The 24,754-nt window shown below is 66.4% G+C and carries 19 protein-coding genes; 7 read left to right on the top strand and 12 right to left on the bottom strand.

From position 1 onward, the window contains the following. Positions 1–7: 7 nt before the first annotated feature. A complete protein-coding gene (locus A7V84_RS16765; protein WP_025515808.1) occupies positions 8–1,195 on the bottom strand; it encodes an efflux RND transporter periplasmic adaptor subunit in 1,188 nt (395 codons plus the stop codon). 202 nt (positions 1,196–1,397) lie between these two features. Between A7V84_RS16765 and A7V84_RS16760 the strand changes: the two genes are divergently transcribed. Then, entirely contained in the window at positions 1,398–2,309 is a 912-nt protein-coding gene (locus A7V84_RS16760) for a LysR family transcriptional regulator (RefSeq protein ID WP_025515806.1), read from the top strand. Positions 2,310–2,366: 57 nt separating this feature from the next. Here the strand turns inward: A7V84_RS16760 and A7V84_RS16755 are convergent, their stop codons facing one another. Continuing rightward, positions 2,367–3,098, bottom strand: coding sequence for a pseudouridine synthase (locus A7V84_RS16755; protein ID WP_025515804.1), 732 nt, complete (start codon positions 3,096–3,098; stop codon positions 2,367–2,369). Positions 3,099–3,166: 68 nt separating this feature from the next. Between A7V84_RS16755 and A7V84_RS16750 the strand changes: the two genes are divergently transcribed. Further along, positions 3,167–3,772 (top strand): chorismate--pyruvate lyase family protein, encoded by a 606-nt coding sequence (locus A7V84_RS16750; RefSeq protein WP_025515803.1) that lies wholly within the window; start codon positions 3,167–3,169, stop codon positions 3,770–3,772. 7 nt (positions 3,773–3,779) lie between these two features. Here A7V84_RS16750 and A7V84_RS16745 read toward each other — a convergent pair whose 3' ends face one another. The 7 genes from A7V84_RS16745 to A7V84_RS16715 all read right to left on the bottom strand — a co-directional run bounded on the left by A7V84_RS16745 (position 3,780) and on the right by A7V84_RS16715 (position 12,133). After that, positions 3,780–4,328 carry a YaeQ family protein gene (locus A7V84_RS16745; RefSeq protein ID WP_063492323.1) on the bottom strand — a complete coding sequence of 183 codons (549 nt, stop codon included), beginning with the start codon at positions 4,326–4,328 and terminating at the stop codon, positions 3,780–3,782. Positions 4,329–4,359: 31 nt separating this feature from the next. Continuing rightward, the gene (locus A7V84_RS16740; RefSeq protein WP_052125731.1) at positions 4,360–5,028 is read right to left on the bottom strand and encodes a class I SAM-dependent methyltransferase; all 669 of its coding nucleotides are present in this window, start codon (positions 5,026–5,028) and stop codon (positions 4,360–4,362) included. Positions 5,029–5,112: 84 nt separating this feature from the next. Beyond that, a complete protein-coding gene (locus A7V84_RS16735; RefSeq protein ID WP_025515796.1) occupies positions 5,113–6,975 on the bottom strand; it encodes a dipeptide ABC transporter ATP-binding protein in 1,863 nt (620 codons plus the stop codon). A 15-nt stretch (positions 6,976–6,990) separates the two neighbouring features. Continuing rightward, the gene (locus A7V84_RS16730) at positions 6,991–7,860 is read right to left on the bottom strand and encodes an ABC transporter permease (RefSeq protein ID WP_025515794.1); all 870 of its coding nucleotides are present in this window, start codon (positions 7,858–7,860) and stop codon (positions 6,991–6,993) included. After that, a complete protein-coding gene (locus tag A7V84_RS16725; protein ID WP_025515792.1) occupies positions 7,857–8,801 on the bottom strand; it encodes an ABC transporter permease in 945 nt (314 codons plus the stop codon). Before A7V84_RS16725 ends, A7V84_RS16730 begins: the two co-directional genes overlap by 4 nt. Before the next feature lie 140 nt (positions 8,802–8,941). Continuing rightward, positions 8,942–10,465: an ABC transporter substrate-binding protein gene (locus tag A7V84_RS16720; RefSeq protein ID WP_025515790.1), complete on the bottom strand. Its 1,524-nt coding sequence runs from the start codon at positions 10,463–10,465 to the stop codon at positions 8,942–8,944. A 39-nt stretch (positions 10,466–10,504) separates the two neighbouring features. Next, positions 10,505–12,133: a gamma-glutamyltransferase family protein gene (locus tag A7V84_RS16715; RefSeq protein WP_033534833.1), complete on the bottom strand. Its 1,629-nt coding sequence runs from the start codon at positions 12,131–12,133 to the stop codon at positions 10,505–10,507. A gap of 136 nt (positions 12,134–12,269) precedes the next feature. Here A7V84_RS16715 and A7V84_RS16710 point away from each other — a divergent pair, with 136 nt between their 5' ends. The 4 genes from A7V84_RS16710 to A7V84_RS16695 all read left to right on the top strand — a co-directional run bounded on the left by A7V84_RS16710 (position 12,270) and on the right by A7V84_RS16695 (position 19,846). Beyond that, on the top strand, positions 12,270–13,193 hold the full coding sequence (locus A7V84_RS16710; protein ID WP_063492324.1) for a LysR substrate-binding domain-containing protein: 924 nt from the start codon (positions 12,270–12,272) through the stop codon (positions 13,191–13,193). Between the two features lie 247 nt (positions 13,194–13,440). Further along, complete coding sequence (locus A7V84_RS16705) at positions 13,441–13,857, top strand: hypothetical protein (RefSeq protein ID WP_156508027.1); 417 nt, start codon at positions 13,441–13,443, stop codon at positions 13,855–13,857. After that, on the top strand, positions 13,841–16,459 hold the full coding sequence (locus A7V84_RS16700; protein ID WP_328586993.1) for a S8 family serine peptidase: 2,619 nt from the start codon (positions 13,841–13,843) through the stop codon (positions 16,457–16,459). Before A7V84_RS16705 ends, A7V84_RS16700 begins: the two co-directional genes overlap by 17 nt. Before the next feature lie 225 nt (positions 16,460–16,684). Then, positions 16,685–19,846 carry a S8 family serine peptidase gene (locus A7V84_RS16695; RefSeq protein ID WP_082833033.1) on the top strand — a complete coding sequence of 1,054 codons (3,162 nt, stop codon included), beginning with the start codon at positions 16,685–16,687 and terminating at the stop codon, positions 19,844–19,846. Between the two features lie 4 nt (positions 19,847–19,850). On the opposite strand, the gene A7V84_RS16690 is transcribed toward A7V84_RS16695, so the two are convergent. Genes A7V84_RS16690 through A7V84_RS16680 form a run of 3 tightly spaced genes read right to left on the bottom strand, consistent with a single transcriptional unit; the run spans position 19,851 to position 23,219 of the window. Continuing rightward, positions 19,851–20,189, bottom strand: coding sequence for a P-II family nitrogen regulator (locus A7V84_RS16690; protein WP_025514886.1), 339 nt, complete (start codon positions 20,187–20,189; stop codon positions 19,851–19,853). A 39-nt stretch (positions 20,190–20,228) separates the two neighbouring features. Beyond that, the gene (locus tag A7V84_RS16685; RefSeq protein ID WP_025514884.1) at positions 20,229–21,857 is read right to left on the bottom strand and encodes an NAD+ synthase; all 1,629 of its coding nucleotides are present in this window, start codon (positions 21,855–21,857) and stop codon (positions 20,229–20,231) included. 36 nt (positions 21,858–21,893) lie between these two features. Continuing rightward, on the bottom strand, positions 21,894–23,219 hold the full coding sequence (locus A7V84_RS16680; RefSeq protein ID WP_025514882.1) for a mechanosensitive ion channel family protein: 1,326 nt from the start codon (positions 23,217–23,219) through the stop codon (positions 21,894–21,896). A gap of 109 nt (positions 23,220–23,328) precedes the next feature. On the opposite strand from A7V84_RS16680, the gene argH reads away from it, so the two are divergent. Then, positions 23,329–24,747, top strand: a complete 1,419-nt coding sequence (argH, locus tag A7V84_RS16675; protein ID WP_063492328.1) for an argininosuccinate lyase — start codon at positions 23,329–23,331, stop codon at positions 24,745–24,747. The last annotated feature ends 7 nt before the right edge of the window (positions 24,748–24,754 follow it).

Here is a 24,754-nt window from a genome sequence, read left to right as displayed (position 1 = left end):
GGCCTCCTTACTTGGCCGCCGGGGCTGCCGCGGGCTGCGCAGCCCCGGTCGCCTGGAATGGCACAGCGTTGACTTGCGCACCCGGGCGCGCATTGTGCATGCCCTCGACGATGACCCGATCTCCCTCGCTCAGGCCGCTTGTGACCAGCCACTGGTCGCCGACCGTGCGGTCGGTGGCCAGTTCGCGCAGTTCGACCTTGCCTTCGGCATTGACGACCAGCGCCGTGGGCAGGCCGCGCGTATTGCGCGTCACGCCGCGCTGCGGCACCAGCAGGCCCTCATTGGCCACGCCCTGGCCAAGCCGGGCACGCACGAACATGCCCGGCAGCAACTCATGCTGCGGGTTGGGAAAGACCGCCCTGAGCGTGACCGACCCGGTACCCGGATCGACCGTCACCTCGGAAAACTCGAGCGTGCCGGTCTGGCCGTACTCGGTGCCGTCTTCCAGTTGCAGCGTCACCGTGGCCGCCTGCCCTCCTTCGGCCTGCTGCAGCTCGCCGCGCGCCAGTGCGCGCTTGAGGCGCAACAACTGGACGCTGGACTGCGTCAGGTCGACATAGATGGGATCGATCTGCTGAACCGAGGCGATGGCGTTGGCCTGGTTGGCCGTCACCAGCGCCCCCTCGGTCACCAGCGAACGACCGATGATGCCGCCGATGGGCGCCAGCACCTTGGTGTACACCAGATTGATGCGGGCCGTGTCCAGCGCCGCCTTGGCAGACAGCACGTCCGCCTGGGCCTGATCGCGTGCTGCCACCGCATCGTCATAGGTCTGGCGGCTGACCGCCCGGGTTTCGACCAGGGGTTTGTAACGATTCACCAGCAGCGTGGCCGAGCGCAACTGCGCCTGGGCCCGCGCCAGTGCCGCCTGGCTGCTGTCGACGCTGGCCTGATAGAGCGCCGGATCGATCTGGTAGAGCTGCTGGCCGGCCTTGACCTCACCGCCCTCGGTGAAAAGGCGCTTCTGAATGATGCCGTTGACCTGGGGTCGCACCTCGGCGATGCGATAGGCCGAGGTACGGCCCGGCAGCTCGGTGGAGAGCGAAACCGGCTGAGCCTTGACCTCGACCACGCTGACTTGGGGCTTGCCCGGGGCCGGTGCTTCGGCTTCCTTGCTGCAGGCGGCCAGCGAGGCCGCCAGGACTGCCAACGACAACGCCGCCACGCTGCGCCCGAATCGTTTATCGTTTTTCATAGCTATTCCTGAGTACGTTTCACCCGTGCGTCGCCTGCAGTGAAACGATGACTATTCTTGTTGCAACGCAAAAGGGTTCCAATTCTGCTTTATCCCGAACCCGAAACAAAGGCCCATATAAAGAAAACATCATTCCATTATTGGGACAATAATTGGCCTGGCTCAAGGTATGCTTCCAGCTATGACGAACCGAATCCAGGGCATGGAAATCTTCGTCGAGGTCGCCAAGACGCGCCATTTCGGGCGCGCCGCCGAGCGTCTCGGCATCCCGAAATCGACCTTGTCGCGCCAGATCGCCGAACTGGAGCGCAATTTCGGTCTACGGCTGCTTACCCGCACCACGCGCAAGGTGGAACTGACGGCTGCGGGCCAGCTCTACCTGGAGCGTTGCGAGCGCATCGTCGCCGAAGCGCGGCTGGTGCACGAAGAACTGCAGAACCTGGTGGAAACGCCGGCCGGCCCGCTACGCGTGAATCTGCCGGCCGACTTCGGCACGGAGTTCCTGGCCGAGTCCTTTCTGGCATTCTCGCAACGCTACCCGGACGTGGATTTCTATCTCGACCTGGCCACGCCCGAACATGCCAACCGCGTGTTCCAGGCATGCGACCTGGCGATCCAGATCGGCGAGCTGCCCGACTCGAACCTGATCGCCCGCCCGCTGGGCATGCTGCCGGCCCATCTCTATGCATCGCCGCAATATCTGGACCGTCGCGGCCGTCCCAAGACGCCCCAGGAACTGAGCGAACACGAATGTCTGGAGTTCCGCGTCGGCCGCGGCGGTCCCGTGACGCTGTGGCCCCTGAGCAATGGCCAGCAGAAGTTGGACATCACGCCCGGACGGCACTATTCGGTCAACAGCGTGTCGATGCTGCGCAGCCTGACCATGCTGGGCGCCGGGATCTCCGTGCTGGCCGCCCAGCACGACGGCGAGCATGACGGCCTGGAACGGGTGCTGCCCGACTGGCATGCCGGGCCCTTCCCTGTCTATGCCGTCACGGATACCCGGCTGCTGCCGGCCAAGACGCGCATCTTCATCGACTTTCTGATCGATCGGCTGAACATGCAGCAACCGGGATCAAAGGATAGCCCCAACCCGTTCTTTACCGCGGTATGAGGCGTCGTGTGGAAATAAACTGAAACGCCTGACTGAAACCCGTCGGCCGGCTCGCGCCTAGAAGCGCTCGTCCTCGCGCAGATAGCGCCACTGGCCCAGGGGCAGATCGCCCAGACGCACCCGGCCGATGCGCACGCGCTTGAGGCCTACCACCTTGAGGCCGACCAGTTCGCACATGCGGCGGATCTGGCGTTTCTTGCCTTCGTTGAGCACGAAGCGCAGTTGGTCGTCATTCTGCCAGCGCACCTGGGCCGGCTTCAGGCGCTTGCCATCGAGCGACAGCCCGTGATTGAGCAGGGCCAGGCCGCTTTCGCTCAAGCGCCCCTGCACGCGCACCAGATACTCCTTGTCGACCGTGGACTCCTCGCCGATCAGGTGGCGCGCCACGCGACCGTCCTGAGTCAGCACCAGCAGGCCCTGCGAGTCGATGTCCAGGCGGCCGGCCACGGCCAGGCCGCGCAGGTGCCCGCGCTCAAAGCGCAGGGGCGAACGATCGCCGGCGTAGCGGCTGCGGGCATCGATGAGCGCGGCGGCCGGCTCGTAGCCGTCCTCGGCCTGACCGGACACATAGCCCACGGGCTTGTTGATGAGGATGGTCACGCGGGCCGTCTGGGCGACATGCGCGGCGCGCTCCAGGGTGATGGTCTGCTGCGGATAGGCCTTGGCGCCCAGCTCCGAGACCACTTCGCCGTCGACCCGCACCCAGCCGCGTTCGATGTAGCTGTCGGCTTCGCGGCGCGAACACAGGCCGCGCTCGGACATGAGTTTGGATATTCTGACTTTTTCCATGGCCGATATTGTAAGCGTGCCCGGCCTTGCGCCCGACGCCGACGACGGTCTTGGCATAATACGCAGCCATGACCGTATCGCATCAAGCACCGCTGGCCCCGGGCTGGCTGGCTCAAGCTCCCTTCACCCTCACCGCTGCGCAGCGCCACTGGCTGTTCCGGCCCGGCGCGCTGACGGCAGGCCTGCGACAACTGGGCCAGGTCAGGCTGCGTGTCGTGGCCGAGTATGCCGACGGCGCGCCCCCCGATGAGGCCATCGCCATGCACATTGCGCCCGGCTCCCCGGTATGGATACGCGAAGTCCTGATGTCGGTCGATGGCGTGGACAGCGTGCCGGCGCGCAGTCTCACGCCCCTGACCGCCTCGCACGGATCCTGGCAGGGCATGCGGCGTCTGCTGACCCGGCCGCTGGCCGACATGCTCTATCACGACCGCAGCGTCACGCGCTCGCCCTTCGCCTGCCGACGCCTGGCCCTGCCCCTGCCGTTCTTTCGCATGGTGGCCAACCTGCCCGGCGTAAGCGCGCGCGATGCCGCCTGGCTGTGGGCACGCCGCTCGGTCTTCTGGCGTCACGGCCAGCCGCTGCTGGTGGCCGAGTGTTTCCTGCCCGATTTCTGGCGCCGCGTGCTCGACGGGCGCGCCACGCCGCCCCTCAAGGCCCACGAACGGCGCTGACGCCCCCTCAGGCGCGGGATTCGCGCCAGTCTTGCGGCTCCAGGGTCACCTCGCCCTTGGCCGCCGACACATACACCACGCCATCGGAAATATTGATATTTAGCTGCATGCCGCGCTCGGCCAGTTCGCCCAGCGCGCGGCTTTGCTCGGCCGGCAAGCTGACCACGCGCAGATTGCGCGCCCGCTCGACCTTGTTGCGCACCCCGTCCCACCAGATCTGCGAGGCATGGCCGCCGTAGCAGTAGATCACCACCTGGTCGGCCCGCCCGCAGGCGCGCAGGATGCGTCGCTCTTCGGGCTGCCCGACATCCACCCAGAGGGAAATCGCACCGGTCAGGTCCTTGGCCCAAAGATCGGGCTCGTCCGTCTCGCTCAGGCCTTTGGTGAAGGCCAGTTCATCGCTGGCCTGCAGTGCGAAGGCCACCAGACGCACCATCATGCGCTCATCGGTCTCGGAGGGGTGCCGTGCCACCGTAAGGTTGTGACTGGCGTAGTAATTGCGATCCGTGTCGGCAATATTGAGATCGGCTTTATAGATGGTCGCGCGCAGGGCCATACGTTCAGTATCTGCTTGGGAAAACCCGGCATCATACCGCTTGAGCGCCCTGCGGTCTGCCCGTGCTGGCATGAGGCTTGCGGCACAAGGCATAGCAGTGGCGGCTGGCGTCATCGGCCAGCCAGCCCCCGCCCAGCATGCCCTCGATCGGGGCATGCTCAGGCAGCAGCGCGCTGCGAGCCAGCAGCGCCGCCACCGGATAGCTGGCGCAATCCGGCCGCGCGTTGTAGCCAAGCAGAAAACGGCCACCCGGACGCAGCACGTGAACCACCCCCGCCAGCAGCTTTTCGAAGCTCTCGGCATCGTTGATGCCATAGCCCACCAGCCCGTTGGCGATCACCAGATCGAAAACGCCGGCCGCATAAAGGTTGCGCAGCGCGGTCGCGTCACCGACACGGTGGCGCCCCGGCTGGCCATAGCGCCGCCGGCCAGGGTCGATGTCCAGGGTATGAAAATCCAGCTGCAGCAGGCGATGATAGTGCCAGTTGTAGCGGTCCAGGCCGATGAACAGGCAGCGGGCCCGCGGACGGCGTGCGGCATAGCAGGCGTTGTAGAAATCGAATACCGGCCCCTCCAGAAAACGCCTGTCAGCCGAGTCGAGGGAAAAGCGCAGCCCAAGCCAGGCCGCCAGGCGCGGAGAAAGGGAGAAGCAGCTGACCGCGGCGAGGCGCCGCAGGCGTTGCGGGAAGAGTGCCGGCATGGATGAGGTCCAAAATCCGGCATTGTTGGACGTGCGCCGCCCGCGCATGCGGGCGGCGCCACCTTAGCAGACGGGCTTCCCGCCCTAACTGGCCTGATAGACGCCGATGGCGTGACGGGCCACGAAATGGCCCGGACCGACCTCGACCAGGGGTTCGACCACCGGTTCGTCGCCCACCTTGCGCACCGGGCTGGGGATCTCGTCGACCAACAGGGAACGCTCACGATGTCGTCGCGACGGATCGGCAATCGGCACTGCCGCCATCAGTTTCTTCGTGTAGGGATGCTGCGGATTCTCGAAAATGGCGCGGCGCGGCCCGATCTCCACGATCTGGCCGAGATACATGACCGCCACCCGGTGACTGACGCGCTCGACCACCGCCATGTCATGCGAGATGAACAGGAATGACACGCCCAGTTCGCGCTGCAGATCGAGCAACAGGTTGACGATCTGGGCCTGGATCGAGACATCCAGCGCCGACACCGATTCGTCGGCGATCACGACCTTGGGGTTGAGCGCCAGGGCGCGCGCGATACAGATCCGCTGACGCTGTCCGCCGGAGAACTCGTGCGGATAGCGATCGATCATCTCGGGCATCAGCCCGCACTTGTCCATCAGCCAGCGCACCCGCTCCTCGGCCTGCTTGCCGCGCGCGGCCTTGTGGATCAGCAAGGGCTCCATGATGGAGTCGCCCACCGTCATGCGCGGATCCAGCGAGGCGAAGGGATCCTGAAAAATGAACTGGATGTGCTGGCGCAGCGTCTGCATGGCCGCGCCGCGCAGCGCGCCGATGTTGCGGCCGTCGAACTCGATGGTGCCGCCCTGGCTCTTGACCAGTTGCAGCAGCGAACGCCCCGTGGTGGTCTTGCCGCAGCCGGACTCGCCCACCAGCGACAGGGTTTCGCCCGGATACAGGTCGAAGCTGACCTTCTCGACCGCGTGCACGCGCTTCTGCACCCCGCCGAACACGCCGCCGTGGATGTCGAACCGCGTCACCAGATCGCGCACGCGCAACACCGGACCGCTGTCGCGACGCACCGTGTCGGTCACCGGCTCGAGCGGCGCTGCGGGCTCATCGGCCTTGCCCGCCACGCGCAGCAGCGGGAAAGGCCGCGGCAGGTCGGAGCCTTGCATGGCGCCCAGCCGCGGCACGGCCGACAGCAAGGCGCGCGTGTAGGCATGACGCGGCTCGGCGAAGATCTCGTCGGCGCCGCCCTCCTCCACCTTGTCGCCCCGGTACATGACCAGCACCCGGTCAGCCACTTCGGCCACCACCCCCATGTCATGGGTAATGAAGATCACACCCATGTCCATCTCTTCCTGCAGCTGCCGGATGAGCTGCAGGATCTGCGCCTGGATGGTGACGTCCAGCGCCGTGGTGGGCTCGTCGGCGATCAGCAGCTGCGGCTTGCACGACAGCGCCATGGCGATCATGACGCGCTGGCGCATGCCGCCCGAAAGCTGGTGCGGGTAACGATCGAGGATGGAACGGGCTTCAGGGATGCGCACCCGCTCCAGCATGCGCAGCGCCTCGGCGCGCGCCTGGCCGGCATCCAGCCCCTGGTGCAGACGCAGGGCTTCGGCGATCTGGAAACCCGAGGTGAAACTCGGGTTCAGCGAGGTCATCGGCTCCTGGAAGATCATGGCGACGTCGGCGCCGCGCACTTTCTCCAGCACCGGTTCGCGCGCCCGGGCCAGATCCAGCACTTCGCCGCTGCGCCGGCGCAGCAGCATGTCGCCCGAGGCGATATGCCCGCCCCCATACTCGACCAGGCGCATCAGGGCCAGGGACGTCACCGACTTGCCCGAGCCGGACTCTCCCACGATGGCCAGCGTCTCGCCCCGATTGACGTGGAACGACACATTGCGGACCGCTTCGACAGTGCGGGTGGGGGTTTTGAAGCGGACGGTCAGGTCCTGGACCTGAACGACGCGCTGCGTATCCATACTTGCCATGATGCTCTACTTGTCCTGACGCGGGTCCAGGGCGTCGCGCAGACCGTCGCCCAACAGGTTGAATCCCAGCACGGCCAGGAAAATGGCCGAACCCGGGAAAATCGACATCCAGGGAGCCTGGGTCATGAAGTTCTTGGCCGTGTTCAGCATCGATCCCCACGAGGGGTTGGGCGGCTGCAGCCCCAGGCCCAGGAACGACAGGCTGGCCTCGGCGATGATGGCGGTGGCGATGGTGATGGTCGCCTGCACGATCAGCGGAGGCATCACGTTGGGGAACACATGGCGCGCGATGATGCGCAACGACGAAGCGCCCAGCGCGCGCGCGCTCTGCACATAGTCTTCGCTGCGCACGGCCAGCACCTGCCCGCGCGTGATGCGCACGAACTTGGGCGCGGCGGACACGCCGATGGCGATCATGGCGTTGATCAGGCTCGGTCCAAGGAAGGCGGCCAGCGCGATCGCCAGAATCAGAAACGGGATCGCCAGCAGCGCCTCGGTGGCGCGCGAGATGATGCTGTCGGTCCAGCCGCCGAAATAGCCGGCGGCCAGGCCAAAGGGCACGCCCACCACCAGGGCGATCAGCACGGACACCAGGCCCGCCATCAGCGAGGCGCGCGCCCCGTAGACCAGCCGGCTGAAGACGTCTCGACCCAGCTCGTCGGTGCCCATCCAGTAGGCCGCCGAAGGCGCCTTGCGGATGTTCATGAAGCTGGTCTGGAAGGGGTCGTGATTGGCGATCAAGGGCGCAAACAGCGCCATCACCACGAACAGCAGCACAATGCCCGCGCCGACCAGCGCGACCTTGTTGCGTTTGAATTTGGCCCAGGCGCGATTGCCGGCGCGGGGCGGGACGGCGGTAGCGGTAGTGGCGCTCATGCGTGCCTCAGACGGGGATTGACCAGCACATACAAAACGTCGGCCAGCAGGTTCATGATGATGAAACCGACCGCCACGCAGAGCACCACGCCCTGCACGACGGCATAGTCGCGGTTGAACACCGCATCCACGATCAGCTTGCCGAAGCCCGGGATCGTGAACACCTGCTCGGTCAGCACGGCGCCGGCCAGCAGCTCGCCAAACAGCAGCGTCACCAGGGTGATGATGGGCATGAGCGCGTTGCGCAAGGCGTGACGCAGCACCACCATGCGGGCCGAGACGCCCTTGGCGCGCGCGGTGCGCACGTAGTCGGCGCTCAAGGCCTCCAGCATGGCCGAACGGGTATGCCGCATCAGGTAGGCAGCGATCGCCGTGGACAACACGAAGGCCGGCATCAGCATGGTCTTGATGGACAGCCAGAAGTCATCGAAGGGGGAGACATAGCCCGAGGCTGGCAGCAGTTTCCACTGCACCGACACCACCATGATGAGGATGATGCCAAGCCAGAAGTTGGGGATCGACATGCCCGACAGCGCGGCCACGTTGACGCCGGCTTCCACGGCGGTGCCCTTGCGCACGGCGGCGATGATGCCCATGGGAATGCCGATCAGCATGGCCATCGCCATGGCCATCGCCGCCAGCTGCAAGGTCACCGGCAGTTTCTGGCCGATCAGGGTCAGCACCGGCACGTCGGTGCGCATCGACTTGCCCAGATCGCCCTGCAGCACCTGGCCCATCCAGGCCACGTATTGCATGGGCAAGGGATCATTCAAATGATACTTGTCGCGCAGGTAGTCCAGGACGGCAGGGTCGCGTTCCTCGCCAGCCAGGGTCAGGACGGGATCGCCTGGCAGAATTTTTTGCAGCATGAAGACGATGATCGACACCAATATCAGTGTCGGGATCGCCACAACGATGCGCCGCAGTATCAACTTGAGCATGATCGAAAGACCGGAAAAACAAAAAGAAAGCGCCCCCAGGTGCGCCGGGCGGGCACAGCCTCAGCGATGCGGAGACCGGCACGCCGCCGGCCTGGCGGCAGCAAATCCGTCTGCCGGCACAGCGGCAGACGGAAGGGCTACTACTTGGCCAGCGTGACACCCTTCAGGCGCACCATGCCGTCGGGGTAGGCGGTGAAACCCTGCACCTTCTTGCTCAGCACGAAGGGCCAGGGCTGATAGTACAAATAGAAGTTGTGGACGTCCTTCTGGCGCAGGGCCTGCGCCTTCTGGTAGAGCGCGCGGCGCGCCGTCTCGTCGGGCGTGATGCGGGCCTCGTCGAGCAGGCTGTCGACTTCCGGATTGCAGTAGCGCCCATCATTCAGGGTGCCCTTGCAGGTGACGAACTGATAGACGTTGCCGTCCGGATCGACCCGGCCCGACCAGCCGCGCATCAGCATCTCGAAGTTGCCGGCGCGCGCCTCGTTCAACAGCGCCGCATACTCGGTGGGGCGCAGGCTGAGTTCGAAGCCCGCCTCGGCGGCCATGGCCTGGATCATTTCGGCGATCGCCGACGTGGTGGTGTTGTTACCAAAGGCGAACTCGGCCTTGACCTTGTCCAGGCCGGCTTCCTTGAGCAGCGCGCGCGCCTTGGCGACGTCGCGCTGGCTCGGCAGCACCTGCTTGTCGTGGTAGGGGCTGGCCGGCGGGAACGGCTGGCCAGCCGGCTCAAAGATGCCACCGCCGACCACTTCGTTGATCACATTGCGGTCCAGCGACAGCTCCAGCGCCTTGCGCACCCGGGCATCCTTGAAAGGGCTGCTCTCGGCGCGCGCGCCGTTGCCGACGTTGAAGAACACCTCCTGGAAGCCCAGCCCCGACACCGGCATGAACTGCACGCTGTCATCGTTCTTGACCTGCGGCGCATCCGAAGGATTCATGCGTTCGAGAATATCCAGGCCGCCGGCGCGCAGGTTCGACAGGCGCACCGTGGTATCCGGGATCGGCAGGAACACCACTCGCGGGAAGGCGTAGCTGTCCGCGTCATAGTACTTGTCGAACTTCTTGAGCACGATGCGGTCGTTCTGGACCCGCTCGACGAACTCGTACGGACCGGAACAGACCGGCTTGCGGCCCACGGCGCCCACATCCTCGGTAAAGGTCTTGGGCGAGAGCATCATGCCCGCCCGGTCCGACAGCTGGGCCACCAGCGTGGCGTCAGGACGCTTCAGATGCAGCACCAGCGTCTGGGCATCGGGCGCTTCGACGCGCTCGACCGACGCCAGCTCGCCCTTGCGCATGCTGTCCTGCAGCGACATGGCGCGCTCCAGGTTGGCCCGCGCCGCGGCCGCGTCGAACTTGCTGCCGTCGTGGAAATAGGCATCATCGCGCAACTTGAAGGTCAGCGTCTTGTTGTCATCGCTCCAGGCCCAGGAGGTCGCCAGCTGCGGCACGAACTGCAGTTTGTCGTCCAGGTCCACCAGCTTGTCGCACAAGGAGGTGAAGACGATGCGGCCCACATAAGTACGGGCGCGGTGCGGATCCAGCACATCCGGATCTTCCTGCAGGCCGATGCGCAGATCCTGCGCCATCGTCGAGACGCCGGCCAGCGCCAGCGTCAAACCGCCCAGGGCCAGGCCCAGGGGTTTCCAGGTGTTCTTCTTCATGTCGCTCCCTCGGTGTAAATGCGGATCGGGACGGATCCGTCAGAAACCCACTGCCTGGCCATCGCGGCGCGCATCGCTCGCGGCCACGTAACCCAGCTCGTTGTCGCTGCCATGCATGCGCCAGATGAACTGGCCGGCGCCGAAATCCATATACGGGTCATCGACCGACTTGAGCGAATGCCCCATGGCCTTGAGCGCCTGCACCACCGCCGGATCCATGGTGGACTCCACATCCAGCGAAAAATCGCGGTTGACCTTCCAGCGCGGCGCGCAGCAGGCCGCCTGAGGGTTCTGGTGATAATCCAACATGCGGATCACGGTCTGCAGATGACCCTGCGGCTGCATGTCGCCGCCCATCACGCCAAAGCTCATGACCGGCCGGCCACCCTGGGTCAGAAAACCCGGAATGATGGTGTGGAAGGGACGCTTGCCGCCCTCGACGACGTTGGCCGACGCCGGATCGGTGGAGAAGCCCACGCCACGATTCTGCAGGCTGATGCCGGTGCCCGGCACCACCACGCCCGAACCGAAGCCCATGTAGTTGGACTGGATGAAAGAAATCATCATGCCGTTCTCGTCGGCGGCGGTCAGGTAGATGGTGCCGCCGGCGGCCGGACGCCCCGGGCCGAACTGGGTGGCACGATCCAGCTGAATCAGCTTGGCGCGGCTGGCCAGGTAGGCATCGTCGAGCATCTCGGTCGGCGTGACTTCCATGCTGCGCGGGTCGGCCACATAGCGGTACAGATCGGCGAACGCCAGTTTCATGGCTTCGATCTGGATATGCTGCGACCGGGCCGAATCCACCGGCAGGCTGGCGAGGTCGAACTGGCCGCAGATGCCCAGCGCGATCAGCGCGGCAATGCCCTGGCCATTGGGAGGGATCTCGTTCAGTTCAAAACCGCGATAGGCCTTGCTGATGGGCTGCACCCACTCGGGGCGGTAATTGCGCAGATCCTCCAGCGTCAGCGCGGCACCGCCTTCCTTGGCGAAGGCCGCGATACGCTCGGCCAGCTCGCCCTCATAGAAGTCACGCCCGCCGCTGGCGGCAATGCGGCGCAGCGCATAGGCGGCATCGGGGAAACGGAAATGCTCGCCCACGGCCGGCGCGCGCCCATTGGGCATGAAGGTCTGGGCATAGCCCGGCTGATCGCGCAGCTCATCGGCGGCGGCGGCCCACTTATGGGCCACCACCGGCGGCACGGCATAACCGCGCTCGGCGATTTCGATGGCGGGCTCGAACAACTGTTCGAAAGGCAGCTTGCCGAAACGCTCATGCAGGGCCGACCAGCCGGCCACCGCGCCAGGCACGGTCACCGTGTCCCAGCCCCGCTTGGGTTGCTTGGCCAGGCCGTCGGGGCCGGCGCCGTACTTGCGTTTGAAGTATTCCACGCACCAGGCCGCCGGAGCGGTGCCCGAGGAGTTCAGGCCGTGCAGCTGCTGGCCATCCCACAGAATGGCGAAACAATCGCTGCCCAGACCGTTGGAAACCGGCTCGACCAGCACCATGGCGGCCGCCGCGGCAATGGCGGCGTCCACCGCATTGCCGCCCTTGAGCAACATGCGCAGACCCGCCTGAGCGGCCAACGGATGCGAAGTCGACACCACATTGCGCGCAAACGTGGCAATGCGGTGGGACGGGTAAGGGTTGCTCCAATCGAACGATTTCATCAGGCACTCTCTGACTAGCGGATCTGGGATAGGACGGAACCTTCCAAAGTACTCTTGTGATCTAATTAAATCAATTTGATTTCTTGATCCGTCATTAAAATTATTTTTGTCGATCGCAATCCGAGGGAAGGCTTCCATGAGCACGCTGCGCTTTCTGCGTACCTTTCTTGCCGTCGCCCATCACGGCACCTTTGCCGAAGCGGCCGAGCAGGTGGCCCTCACCCAGGCGGCCGTCAGTTTCCAGATGCGCGCGCTGGAGGCGGAACTTGGCCGCGAGCTGTTCGACCGCAGCGGCCGCCTGGCGCTGCTGAACGCCGCCGGACGCGACCTGGTTCCCGAGGTCAAGCAACTGCTGGAACAATATGAACGCCTGAAAACCCCGCGTCATCTGCCCAACACGCTGGCCGGTTCGGTATCGATCGGCACCATCGTGTCCTGCATGGGCAGGCTGTCCAAAATCATCACCCGGATGAAACAAGCCCATCCGGGCCTGGATATCCGCCTGATCTCGGGAAAGGCCAGCGAACTGGCCGGCCGGGTCGAAGCCGGCGAGCTGGATGCTGCCCTGGTGGTCGAGGCCGGACGCAAGAAAGCCTCCACACGCTGGACGCCCCTGTATGAAGAACCTCTGGTCGTGCTGGCCCACCCTGCCGCCATCGGCATCCCCGACCCCGCCAGGGTGCTGCGGGCCAACCCTTTCCTGCGCTTTGACCGCAGCCAGCGCACCGGGCTGCAGATCGACCGGGTATTGCGCCGCCTGGATGTCAGCGTGAGCGAGTTCATGGAACTCAATGCCATCGAAACGCTGGTCGAGCTGGTACGCCAGGAAGCCGGCGTCACGCTCCTGCCGCTGCTCAACGGCTCGAACTGGCGGGAAAGCCGGGACCTGCGCGTACTGCCCCTGCCCGCCGACCTGGGTTCCACCGCGCGCGCCATCGGCATGCTGGAGCGGCGCGAGCACGCCCGGCAGGACATCACGGCCGCGATATGCCAGCAATGCCTGCTAGGCATTCAACCCGCGCCGCCCGACCGCGCAGAAGCCTCGCTCAGTCCGAATTAATGAATATTTCCTGAACGTAGACGGCAGCACGCAAAAACTGGAGCTTTTTGCGTGTTTCATGTCTCAGTCTGTCTTCCGACCCAGCCCCCTTCGTTTTCATCGTGGCCACCGTGCAGCCTTGCTGCTCTCCTGCATGACGCTTTCCGCATGCGGCGGTGGTGGCGGCGGCAGCGGGAGCGGCGTCGTTGCCAACGCCCCGCCTGCCCTTCCCCCTGCCGCGCCGCTCCAGCCTCCGCCTGCTGCGCCTTTGATGCCCGCCCCTGCGCCCGGCGAAGCGCCAATCCCGCCAGCGCCTCCTGATCAGCCCGGCGTACCGCCCCTGGACGGCGATGCGGACGGCCCGGCGGCCGAAGCCCCCGCCATCGATCCCCCCTTTCCGCCCCCCGGCGAGGCTTTTCCCGCCGAGGACAAACGAGCCAATCCGCCCGCGCTGGTCAGCATGGCCTGGGAGCGCTATCTGCTCCCCCCGATGGACGGCCATCCTCGGCCCGCAGCGACCCGCTACGAAGTCTCCAGGCTCTTTCCCGACACCCAGGCGGCGCGCTACAACCTCATCAACCTCAAGCCCGCCCGCGACGCGGGCCTGACGGGCCGGGGGGTGCGCGTCGGCGTGGTCGACAACGGCGTCAGAATCGGCCCCCCCCGCGATCAACCTGGACTCTGACCAAAGCGGCGATTACAACCACGGCATCGCGGGCCCCTACCGCAGCGCCGCCCAGGGCAATCATGGCACCCAGGTTGCCCAGGTCCTGGCCGCGCAGGAGGACCTCAACCGCGAGATGCTGAAACTCAATGCACGCAACGCGGTCAACCACTACCTGGGAGGCATCGCTCCGGGCGCCACCATCGTGTCGGCCAACGTCAGCCTCGCCCCCAACTCCACGCAAATGTCGGGACGCTCCATCCTGGCGGCATGGCGCAATCTGTCGGCCGACGGAGTGAAACTGTTCAACAACAGCCTGGGCACCGATAGCGGCAACCCCTCGGTTCAGGCATTTCAACGCTATCAGCAGGAGTACCGGAACGCCAGCGCGGCCGGCAAACCCCTGACCACAGTGGGCACGATCAAACAGATCGTGGATCAGGGCGGGCTTTTCATCTTTGCCGCCGGCAACGGCGACCTTGGCGCAGGCCAATCGGATCCGGCTGCCGAAGCGCTGCTGCCGCTGATCGACCCCTCCCTGCAAAAGGGCTTCATCGCCGTGACCGGCCTGGAGCTCAACCAGCGCATCGCCATCTGGGCCGACCGATGCGGCAGCGCCGCCGATTGGTGCATGGCGGCCAGTGGATACGGCGATATCCTTCCCTCGGACCCGACCCAGTTCTCCACCCGGCAAAAAGGCACGTCGTTCTCCGCCCCCCAGGTGACCGGCGCCGCGGCGCTGCTGCTGGAACGATACCCATGGATGAACAATGACAATCTGCGCACCACCCTGCTGACCACCGCCACCGACCTTGGCGAGCGCGGCGTCGACGACATTTATGGCTGGGGCCTGCTCGATGTCGGGCGCGCCATACAGGGCCCGGCGCAATTCGCCTTCGGGGATTTCCACGCCGCGTTGCAGCGCGGCACCGCGAACCGCTTTGTCTTTGGCAACGACATTTCGGGCCAGGGAGGGCTGCGGGTGTCGGGCGAAGGCGCCCTGAGCCTGGCCGGCGCCAACACCTATGCCGGCAACACCGTCATTGACGGCGGCATTCTCGATGTGCCGGGCAGCATCACGTCGTCTGTGCAGATCAACCGCGCAGGCACCCTGACCGGCGAAGGCAGTACGGGTTCGGTGACAAACGATGGCGCTCTTTATAACGCCGGCAAGGGCCTGACCATTCATGGCGACTACCGGCAACAGCTGCAGGGCACGCTGATCACCGATATCGGCGCGGGCGCCCTGAAGGTCCAGGGCGAAGCGGCGCTGGCCGGCCGGCTGCACATCCAGGGCGTGCGCACCGCCTACGTCCCCCGCGCCGGACAGACACAGGTCGTGCTTACCGCCAATGAGCAGGTCAGCGGCGCCTTCGACACCTTTACCCACTCGCCCACGCTGTTGCTCGAAGGCAAGCTCAGTTATCACGCCAGGCGCGTGGACATCGCGTTGCAGCGGATTGAAGCGCAAGGCGCAGCACGCCGGCTCAAGGCCGATGCGAGCCAGCCTCAGGTGCTTGCCGCAGCCCGCAATCTCGATCGCGTCATGGAAGCGCTGGACGATGCCGCAGCGCATGCCCCGCTGAACGCGCGCGCGCTGCCGCTAGCGCCGCTGGCCGGGCAAACGCTGCTGGAGGGCGCCGCAGCCTTGCAGGGCATTCGCGATCCCGAGGTCTTGCGGCGCGGCCTCTACTCTCTGTCGGGCAGCATCTACGCCAATGCCGCGGCGCTGCAAAGTCTGGCGCAGGATCAAGCCCTGGACACCTTCGGACAGCAACTGGGCGCGCAGGGCGCTTTTGCCCGATACCAGCGCCAGCAGGTTCGCTGGCGCCCCTCCGGTCTGAATGGCAGGCAGGCCAACCACGCCATCACGCTGGGCCTGAGCCAGCGGCTGAACTCAGGCTGGAGCGCAGCTGCGGCGCTGAATATCGCCGACCGGCGCTGGCAAGAAGATCTCCAGACGCCGGATCGCGACACCAGCCGTGGCACAGCCATCGGCCTGATGCTGGGCCTGCGACAGCATCTCAACCAGGACTGGCACCTGAGCTATCTGGCTGGACTGAGTCGCTACCGCCATCGCGTCGATCGCCACATCTGGTTTGACGAAAGCGCCGAAGCCGTAGGCGCGCACGCTCAGGGTCATGCCTTGCAGGCCGCCGCGCTGCTGGGCAGGCAATGGCAGCTGACCCCAGGCTCGCAGCTGACCCCTGAGATCGGCCTGATGGTCAATCACTCCCGGCAACAGGGGTTTACCGAGGCAGCCGGGCGGGGTTATGGCTTGCGCGCCCGGGCTCATCAGGTGACGGTGCCTTCGCTGGTAGGCCGTCTGGCCGGCACGCATCATACGACCCTCGGGTCCCTGCCCTTGCGCCTGGACGCGAGCCTTCAGCTACGCCACGACCTGCGCGGGCGCGACTTTCGCACCGATGGCGGTTTCGCCGCGCTGCCGATGACCCAGGCGCGCAGTGGCCAGTGGAGTCTGGCGCGCACGCGCTGGGGCCTGGGCCTGGGCCTGCAGGTCGCCGCTACCCGGGCTCTCCATCTGAATCTGAGCTATCAAGGAGAATGGAGCCGGGACTGGGCCACGCACAGCATGGCCGCCACGATGCGTTACCTGTTCTGATCCGGACAACATCGCGCGTCAACGCCAAGCCGTGGCGCGACCCTGCGCCCCGGCAACTCACCCAGGCGGAATGTCTGACGGGCTGGCGCGCAGGCCAGCCTGGGCTGCTTCCGAAACCCTCGAGCTGCCCCCCCGGCAGGTCCGATTCCCTTGGTCTGCCGGCAAACGGGGACAGGCGGCAAGCTGAGAATTGCGGTTGTTTTACTTACCCCACTTTGACGTTTCATGCCGCCCCGCCATTCTTCGCCCCCGTTCCTGCGCAACCCTGTGCCGTCCCTGTCACGGGCCAGCCTCCTGCTCGCCTGCCTCACTCTGGCCTCCTGCGGTGGTGGAGGCGGTGGTGGAGGCGCGGGGGAAAGCGGCGGCGGCCGCGCGGCTCCAGGCGGCAACCTGCCCGAGCGCAGTGACAATGCCGATGGCCGCGGCGACAACAAACCCAATCTGCCGCCCGGCCTGGCCGAGCCCGAGCCGCTGGCGCCGCCTCCTGCGGTGCCTCCCGCGGTGCCTCCAGCAGAGCCTCCGGCGGTGCCGCTGCCCTCCGGCCTGCCCCTGCAGTCCCGCGCCTGGGAACAGCCGCTGCCCCAGGCGCTCATGCGCTATGCGCGACCCGGGCGCTCTCGCTTTGACGAACCCTTTCACAGCAGCGGTCTGCAACCGAACTATTACAACCTGATCGACTTCAAGCCGGCCAAGGACGCCGGCCTGGACGGCAGGGGCGTGACCGTCGCCGTGATAGACAGCGGCGTGCGCGACGACGTCACGTTGCTGAAGCTGCCCAAGCAGAACAAAGGCGATTTCCAGAACGGCCGGCACCAGCCCTACGACAACAGCAAGCAGGGCGAGCACGGCGGCTGGGTCTCGCAGGTGCTGGCTGCTCAGCCCGACCCGGCCAACCAGCACCTGGGCGGCATTGCGCCCGGTGTGACGCTCTATGCCGGCAACGTCTCTGTCAAGGAAGAAAAAGACGGTATCGAGATCAATAACGTGATTGCCGCCTGGCACTACTACTATGGGCGCGGCGCACGCCTGTTCAACAACAGCTTCTCCACGCTCTCGGGCACCACCTCGGACCGGCAAATGAGGCTCTACCAGAGTGCCTATGACAACGCGCCCAACAGTGACCGCACCGTGCTGGGCGCGCTCAAGCACCTGATCAATGGCGGCTCGCTGTTCATTTTCGCGGCCGGCAACGGCAACGCCATCAGCGGTAGAGGCTATTCCACACCATCGGCCGAAGGCCGCACGCCGGAACTGCTGCCCGAACTTCAGAAGGGGCTGATCGTCGTGACCGCCGTCGACGAGTTTGGGCAGATCGAGCGCTGGGCCGATCGCTGCGGGCCGGCGGCCCAGTGGTGCATGGCGGCCGGCTCGCGCGCCTTCGTTCAATCTGCCGAGCTCAACGAGGGTCGGCGCGACATCATCCAGGAACTCAAGTCGGGCACCTCTTTCGCCGCGCCGCAGGTCACCGGCGCGGCCGCGCTGCTGCTGCAGAAGTACCCCTGGATGAACAACAACGCTTTGCGTACCACCTTGCTGACCACCGCCATGGACCGCGGAGCGGCCGGGGTGGATGCGGTATATGGCTGGGGCGTGCTGGACGTCGGCCGCGCCCTGCAGGGGCCCGCCCGCTTCGCCTTCGGCGACTTCCCGGCCACGCTGGGCGGGGCAGCCGGGCAGCGCTATGTCTTCGGCAATGACATCAGCGGCGCCGGCGGCCTGGTGGTCAGCGGTCAGGCCACCCTGACGCTGGCCGGCAAGAACCGCTACCGGGGCCGCACTGTCGTGCGCAGCGGAGTGCTCGACGTGCTGGGCAGCATCACCTCGCCAGTACACGTCGAAAAGAACGGCATGCTGACCGGCATCGGCTCGACCGGAACGGTCAACAATCAGGGCGCGGTCTACAGCAGCGGCCCGGGGCTGCGCGTCAACGGCGACTATGCCCAGAGCGCCCAGGCGACCCTGCTGACCGATATCGGATCCCTGATGCAGGTCTCCGGCACCGCCACCCTGGACGGCCGCCTGCACGTGCAGGGCATACGTGCCGGCTACGTGACGACAACCCCCAGGCGGCACGTCTTTCTGCGGGCCCGGCAACTGCAGGGACGCTTTGCGACCCTGACTCACTCCCCCACCCTGTTGCTGGAAGGCGGGCTCAGCTATACCGCCGAGACGGCGGGGCTGGATCTGAAACGGGTGGACACGGTGGCCGCGGTGCGCCGCCTGGGTACGCCCGATGCGCGTCAGGCCGAGGTGCTGGCCGGCGCTGCGCAACTGGAGCAGGTGTTCGAGCGCCTCGACGATGGGGCGCCTCCCGATGACGCCGCCGCCCCGCAAGTGCTGGCCACCCGCTCCCGAGCCGGCGCCCTCCGACGCGAGAAGCTGCTGACGGGCGCCACACGCCTGCAGGCCATCCGCGATCCCGAACTGCTGCGCCGCAGCCTGTACTCGCTCACCGCGCCGGTCTATGCCAACGCCGCCGCCCTGCAGACCCGCGATCAGGATGAAAGGCTGGCAGACCTGGCCCGCACGCTCGCCGATACCGAGGGTCCGGCCACCGCGATGGCGCGCTACCAGCATGGCCTGCTGCGCTGGCAGCCGGCCGGACTGCGCGGCACCCAGCGCAGCGACACGCTGTCGCTGGGCGTGTCGGCGGCCACCGCCGGCCAGGGGCGCGCCACCCTGGCCCTGACCCTGTCGCAGTCCGACTGGCGCGAAACCTTCCGCACGCCAATGGCCGACCGCAGCCAGGGCAGCCTGCTGGGCGTGATGGCCGGGTTGCGCAAGCCGCTGGGGCTGGGCATCTCGCTCAACACGGTGGCCGGCGCCTACCATTTCCGCAACCGCGTGACGCGCCAGCTCTGGTTTGGCGACGAGGCGCGACCGACCGGCGCCACCGCGCAGGGCTGGGGACTGCAGCTTGGCGCGCTGCTTTCGCGCGAGTGGCAACTGGGCGGGGGACTGGCGCTACGCCCGCAAGCCGGCCTGGTGCTCAGCCACGCCCGGCAGTTGAGCTTTCAGGAATCGGGGGCATGGGGCTATGGCCTGCACAGCCGGGGCCGCAGCGTCACCGTGCCATCACTGAGCTTGCGGATCAACGCCAGCCAGGCTTTCGCTCTGGCCGGCAGCGCCTGGCAATGGCAGGCTTACGTGGGCTTGCTGCAGGATCTGCGGCGGCGCGACTGGCGCAACCCGGCTGCCTTTGACGCGCTGCCACAGGCCCACGGCCGCAGCGGCCAGTGGAATATGGCGCGCAGCCGCTGGAGCGCGGGGCTCGATCTGCGCACGGAACTGGCCAGCGGCCTGAGTGTCGGCCTGGGCTACCAGACGCAATGGTCAGGCGACAGCCGCGCCACACAGGTCGAGGTGGCGCTGCGCTATCTGTTCTGACGTATCAGAGGGCCTGCTCGTCGGATTCGCCAGTGCGGATCCGGATGGCCTGCTCGACTGGCATGACGAAGATCTTGCCGTCGCCGATCTTGCCGGTGCGGGCCGCCTTCAGGATGGCTTCGATGGCCTGCTCGACCAGTTCGTCGGCCAGCACCACGTCCAGGCGGATCTTGGGCAGGAAGTCCACCACGTACTCGGCCCCCCGGTACAGCTCGGTATGCCCTTTCTGGCGTCCGAAACCCTTGACCTCGGTAACCGTCAAACCGCTGACGCCGACCTCGGCCAGCGCTTCGCGCACCTCGTCCAGCTTGAACGGTTTGATGATGGCGGTAACTTGTTTCACTTTCGCAGTCCTGATGTAGATAGCCGGGCTCCAACGGCCTCAGAGGGTTTCGCGGAATCCGTTGGTGACAGGATAGCGCCAATCCCGTCCGAACGCGCGCGGCGTGATGCGCGGCCCCGGCGGCGCCTGGCGGCGCTTGTATTCATTGATGCGCAGCAGCCGCAGCACCTGCTCGACGGCGGCCTGCGGATAGCCTTCGGCCACCAGTTCGGCGGCAGAGGCGTTCTGTTCCATGTAGCGCAACACGATGCCGTCCAGCACTTCGTAGGGAGGCAGGCTGTCCTGATCGGTCTGGTCGGGGCGCAGCTCGGCCGACGGCGGCCGGGTAATGATGCGCTGGGGGATGACGTCGCCCTGCTGATTGCGCCACACCGCCAGGCGATAGGCCAGCGTCTTGGGAACATCCTTGAGCACCGCGAAGCCGCCCGCCATGTCGCCATAGAGCGTGCAATAGCCGGTGGCCATTTCGGATTTGTTCCCCGTGGTGAGCACCAGCGATCCGGTTTTGTTGGACAACCCCATCAACAGCGTGCCGCGGGCGCGCGCCTGCAGGTTTTCTTCGCTGGTGTCGACCGGCAGGCCGGCAAAGTGTGGCGCCAGGGCGGTCTCGAAGGCCTCGACAATGGCGCCGATCAGGATTTCGTCATAGCGCACGCCCAGTCGGGCCGCCATGTCGCGCGCATCGGTCAGCGAGATATCCGCCGTATAGCGCGAGGGCATCATCACCGCGCGCACCTTGTCGGCCCCGATGGCATCCACCGCGATGGCCAGCACCAGTGCCGAGTCGATGCCGCCCGACAGACCGATGATCGCGCCCGGAAACCGGTTCTTGGTCAGGTAGTCGCGCGTGCCCAGCACCAGGGCATGCCAGACATCGGCTTCCTCGCAGGCCGGCGCCGCCAGGGGCTGCTGCGCACGCACGGCGCCGCCGGCCTCGGCCTGCAGCAGCGCCACCTGCTCGGTGAACGCCGCCAGACGCACCTGTTCATGCCCGCTGGCATCCAGTGCAAAGGAGGCGCCATCAAAAACCAGTTCGTCCTGGCCGCCTACCAGGTTGGCATACACCAGGGCGCAGCCGCTGGCCTGCACGGCGCGCCGGGCCACGGCCAGACGCTCCTGTTCCTTGCCAAGGTGATAGGGTGAGGCGTTGGGTACCAGCAGCAACTGCGCTCCTGCCCCGGCGGCGGCCTGCGCCACCGTATCGAACCAGATGTCTTCGCAGATCGCCACGCCCACCCGCAGGCCGGCGGCCTCGAACACCAGCGGTTCGGTGCCCGGCGTGAAGTAGCGCAACTCGTCGAACACGCCGTAGTTGGGCAGTTCGCGCTTGCGGTAGGTGCCAAGCACCTGCCCGTCGCGCAGCACCGACACGGCGTTGCAGAGCGCGCCGTCGTGGCGATCGGCGTGGCCGACCAGCACCGCCACACCGGGCAGCGCGGCCAGGCGACGAGTCAGCGCCTGCAGTGCGGCCTGCTGCTCGTCGACGAAGCGCGCGCGCAACAGCAGGTCTTCGGGGGGATAGCCGATCAGGGACAGCTCGGGCGTGACCACGATATCGGCGCCCTGCCCGGCCGCCTCGCTGGCCGCGGCGAACAGGCGCTCGGCGTTGCCGGCCAGATCCCCCACACAAACATTGATCTGCGCGATGCCAACCCGGACTGCGCTCATGAACGACGATCCCAATGCAGTGAAAAAGAGGCCCGATTATCGCATGACGCTTTCATCATGCGCCAAGGCCGGCCGCGGCGCATCCTCGCGGGCCTGCTCCAGCACGGCCTGGCGCAATTGGCCGGAGAAGCCGCTCAGATCGGAGCCGGAAGGCTGCTGATAGAGACGCAGGCCCAGTTCGGGCAGAATCGCCAGCAGGTGATCGAAGATATCGCCCTGGATGCGCTCGTACTCCACCCAGGCCGTCAGGGCGCTGAAGCAATAGACCTCGATGGGAATACCCTCGGCCTGCGGCTCCATCATGCGCACCATGAGCGCCATGTCCTGCCGCACCTCGGTGTTGTGCCGCAAATAGGCGACCGCGTAGGCGCGAAAGGTGCCGATATTGGTGAGGCGGCGGCGGTTGGCCGGGACCTGGGCCAGTTCGCCGAGCTGCTCGTTGGCGCGCTCGAGATCGGTCTGCTTGCCGCGCAGGTAGTCATGCAGCAGCTTGAACTTCATCAGATGCTGGGCATCCTGTTCGCTCAGAAAGCGTACCGACTGGGCGTCGATGCGCAGGGTGCGCTTGATGCGCCGCCCGCCGGACTCGAACATCTGCCGGTAGTTGCGGTAGCTTTCCGAAAACAGTTTGTATGTCGGCACCGTGGTCACGGTGTTGTCCCAGTTCTGCACCTTGACGGTGTGCAGGGCGATGTCCTTGACGAAGCCATCGGCGTTGGCCTGCGGCATCTCGATCCAGTCGCCGATGCGCAGCATGTCATTGGATGTGAGCTGGGTGCTGGCCACCAGGGAGAGCAGCGTGTCCTTGAACACCAGCAGCAGCACCGCCGAGAGCGCGCCCAGGCCGGAGATCATCCACAGAGGCGAGCGGTCCATGAGAATGGACAGCACCAGCACCACGCAGATCACGGCCAGCACCAGCTTGCTGATCTGGATATAACCCTTGATGGAGCGCGTCTGGGCCCGCGTGGTCGCCGAATAGGTGTCCTGCAGCGCGCTGAGCACCCCGTTGAACGCCACGAACACGCAGATCCAGGCGCCGGCATGGGCCAGCCGGCCGACCACCGCGGCCGCCTTCTCGGCATGCGGCACCAGGCCGATGCCCAGCGACACCACGGCGAACGGCACCGCGTACCAGAGGTTGTGATAGGCGCGCCGGCGCTGCAGGGCAGCGTCCCAGTCCTCGTGGCCGATGGCCTTGAGCAGACGCTTGGCGAAGTACAGCACCAGCAGGGCCACGACCCACTGGATGAACAGCGCGCTGGCGGCCAGCACCGCCACCCCCACCAGGGTCTGGGCCCAGGGCTGGGTGGGCACATAGTGATCCAGGGTCTCGACGACGGTCTGCCACTCAGGGGTCAAGGCCTGCTCCTTTCGTAATCCGACTGGGCGAATTATCCTTCATCGGCGAGCGCGCGTGCAGGCGCGGGCTCGCCCGGCCGCAAAGACAGGCCCTATAATTCCTGCCATCATGGCAAATACGACCTCCTCCCAAGACCAGTTCGCCAACAAGGCCCAAGCCTGGTCCGCTCGCTTCTCCGAGCCCGTCTCCGACCTCGTCAAGCGCTATACCGCCTCGGTAGACTTCGACAAGCGCCTGGCGCGCCACGATATCCGCGGCTCGCTCGCGCACGCCGACATGCTGGCCGCGCAGGGCATCATTTCGGCCCAGGATCTCGCCGACATCGAGCGCGGCATGCAGCAGATCCTCGCTGAAATCGACGCCGGCAGTTTCCAGTGGCTGCTCGATCTCGAAGACGTTCACCTGAACATCGAAAAGCGCCTGGTCGAGCTGGTCGGCGATGCCGGCAAGCGCCTGCACACCGGCCGCTCGCGCAATGACCAGGTCGCCACCGACATCCGCCTGTGGCTGCGCGACGAGATCGACGTGCTGATCGACCTGCTGCGCGAACTGCGCCATGCCCTGGCCGGCGTCGCACGCGAGAACGCCGCGACCATCATGCCGGGCTTCACCCACCTGCAGGTGGCCCAGCCGGTCACCTTCGGCCACCACCTGCTGGCCTATGCCGAAATGTTCGGCCGCGACGCCGAGCGCCTGGCCGACTGCCGCAAGCGCGTCAACCGCCTGCCGCTGGGCGCGGCCGCCCTGGCCGGCACGTCCTTTCCCATCGATCGCGAGCGCGTGGCGCGCACGCTGGGCTTTGACGGCGTCTGCCGCAACTCGCTGGACGCCGTCTCCGACCGCGACTTCGCCATCGAGTTCTGCGCCGCCGCCGCGCTGGTCATGACGCACGTCTCGCGCCTGTCCGAAGAGCTGGTGCTGTGGATGAGCCCGCGCGTGGGCTTCATCGACCTGGCCGACCGTTTCTGCACCGGCAGCTCCATCATGCCGCAGAAGAAGAACCCCGACGTGCCCGAGCTGGCGCGCGGCAAGACCGGCCGCGTCAACGGCCACCTGGTCGCCCTGCTCACCCTGATGAAAGGCCAGCCGCTGGCCTACAACAAGGACAACCAGGAAGACAAGGAAGGGCTGTTCGACACCGTCGACACCCTGCGCGACACCCTGACGCTGTTCGCCGACATGGCCGCCGGCATCAAGGTCAAGCCCGAGGCCATGCGCGCGGCTGCCCTGCAGGGCTTTGCCACCGCCACCGACCTGGCCGACTACCTCGTCAAACGCGGCCTGCCGTTTCGCGACGCGCACGAAGTGGTGGCGCACGCCGTGCGCGACTGCGAACAGCGCGGCTGCGACCTGGCCGACCTGACCCTGGCGGAACTACAGGCCTACCACCCTGCCATCGAGACCGACATCCACGAAGTGCTCACGCTGGAAGGCTCGGTCGCCGCCCGCAAGCACATCGGCGGCACCGCGCCGGAGCGCGTCCACGAGGAAGCGCAACGCATCCTGAAGGAAACCCAACGCGGCTGACCCGAAA

The organism is Bordetella trematum, assembly GCF_900078335.1.
Lineage (GTDB): Bacteria > Pseudomonadota > Gammaproteobacteria > Burkholderiales > Burkholderiaceae_B > Bordetella > Bordetella trematum.
The sequence above is the reverse complement of the archived record's forward strand: the minus strand, read 5'-3'. Positions and strand labels throughout refer to the sequence as shown.

Coding starts and splice junctions, on each gene's coding strand:
- A7V84_RS16765 (WP_025515808.1), bottom strand. CDS start 1,195: ATGAAAAACGATAAACGATTCGGGCGCAGCGTGGCGGCGTTGTCGTTG.
- A7V84_RS16760 (WP_025515806.1), top strand. CDS start 1,398: ATGGAAATCTTCGTCGAGGTCGCCAAGACGCGCCATTTCGGGCGCGCC.
- A7V84_RS16755 (WP_025515804.1), bottom strand. CDS start 3,098: ATGGAAAAAGTCAGAATATCCAAACTCATGTCCGAGCGCGGCCTGTGT.
- A7V84_RS16750 (WP_025515803.1), top strand. CDS start 3,167: ATGACCGTATCGCATCAAGCACCGCTGGCCCCGGGCTGGCTGGCTCAA.
- A7V84_RS16745 (WP_063492323.1), bottom strand. CDS start 4,328: ATGGCCCTGCGCGCGACCATCTATAAAGCCGATCTCAATATTGCCGAC.
- A7V84_RS16740 (WP_052125731.1), bottom strand. CDS start 5,028: ATGCCGGCACTCTTCCCGCAACGCCTGCGGCGCCTCGCCGCGGTCAGC.
- A7V84_RS16735 (WP_025515796.1), bottom strand. CDS start 6,975: ATGGATACGCAGCGCGTCGTTCAGGTCCAGGACCTGACCGTCCGCTTC.
- A7V84_RS16730 (WP_025515794.1), bottom strand. CDS start 7,860: ATGAGCGCCACTACCGCTACCGCCGTCCCGCCCCGCGCCGGCAATCGC.
- A7V84_RS16725 (WP_025515792.1), bottom strand. CDS start 8,801: ATGCTCAAGTTGATACTGCGGCGCATCGTTGTGGCGATCCCGACACTG.
- A7V84_RS16720 (WP_025515790.1), bottom strand. CDS start 10,465: ATGAAGAAGAACACCTGGAAACCCCTGGGCCTGGCCCTGGGCGGTTTG.
- A7V84_RS16715 (WP_033534833.1), bottom strand. CDS start 12,133: ATGAAATCGTTCGATTGGAGCAACCCTTACCCGTCCCACCGCATTGCC.
- A7V84_RS16710 (WP_063492324.1), top strand. CDS start 12,270: ATGAGCACGCTGCGCTTTCTGCGTACCTTTCTTGCCGTCGCCCATCAC.
- A7V84_RS16695 (WP_082833033.1), top strand. CDS start 16,685: ATGCCGCCCCGCCATTCTTCGCCCCCGTTCCTGCGCAACCCTGTGCCG.
- A7V84_RS16685 (WP_025514884.1), bottom strand. CDS start 21,857: ATGAGCGCAGTCCGGGTTGGCATCGCGCAGATCAATGTTTGTGTGGGG.
- argH (WP_063492328.1), top strand. CDS start 23,329: ATGGCAAATACGACCTCCTCCCAAGACCAGTTCGCCAACAAGGCCCAA.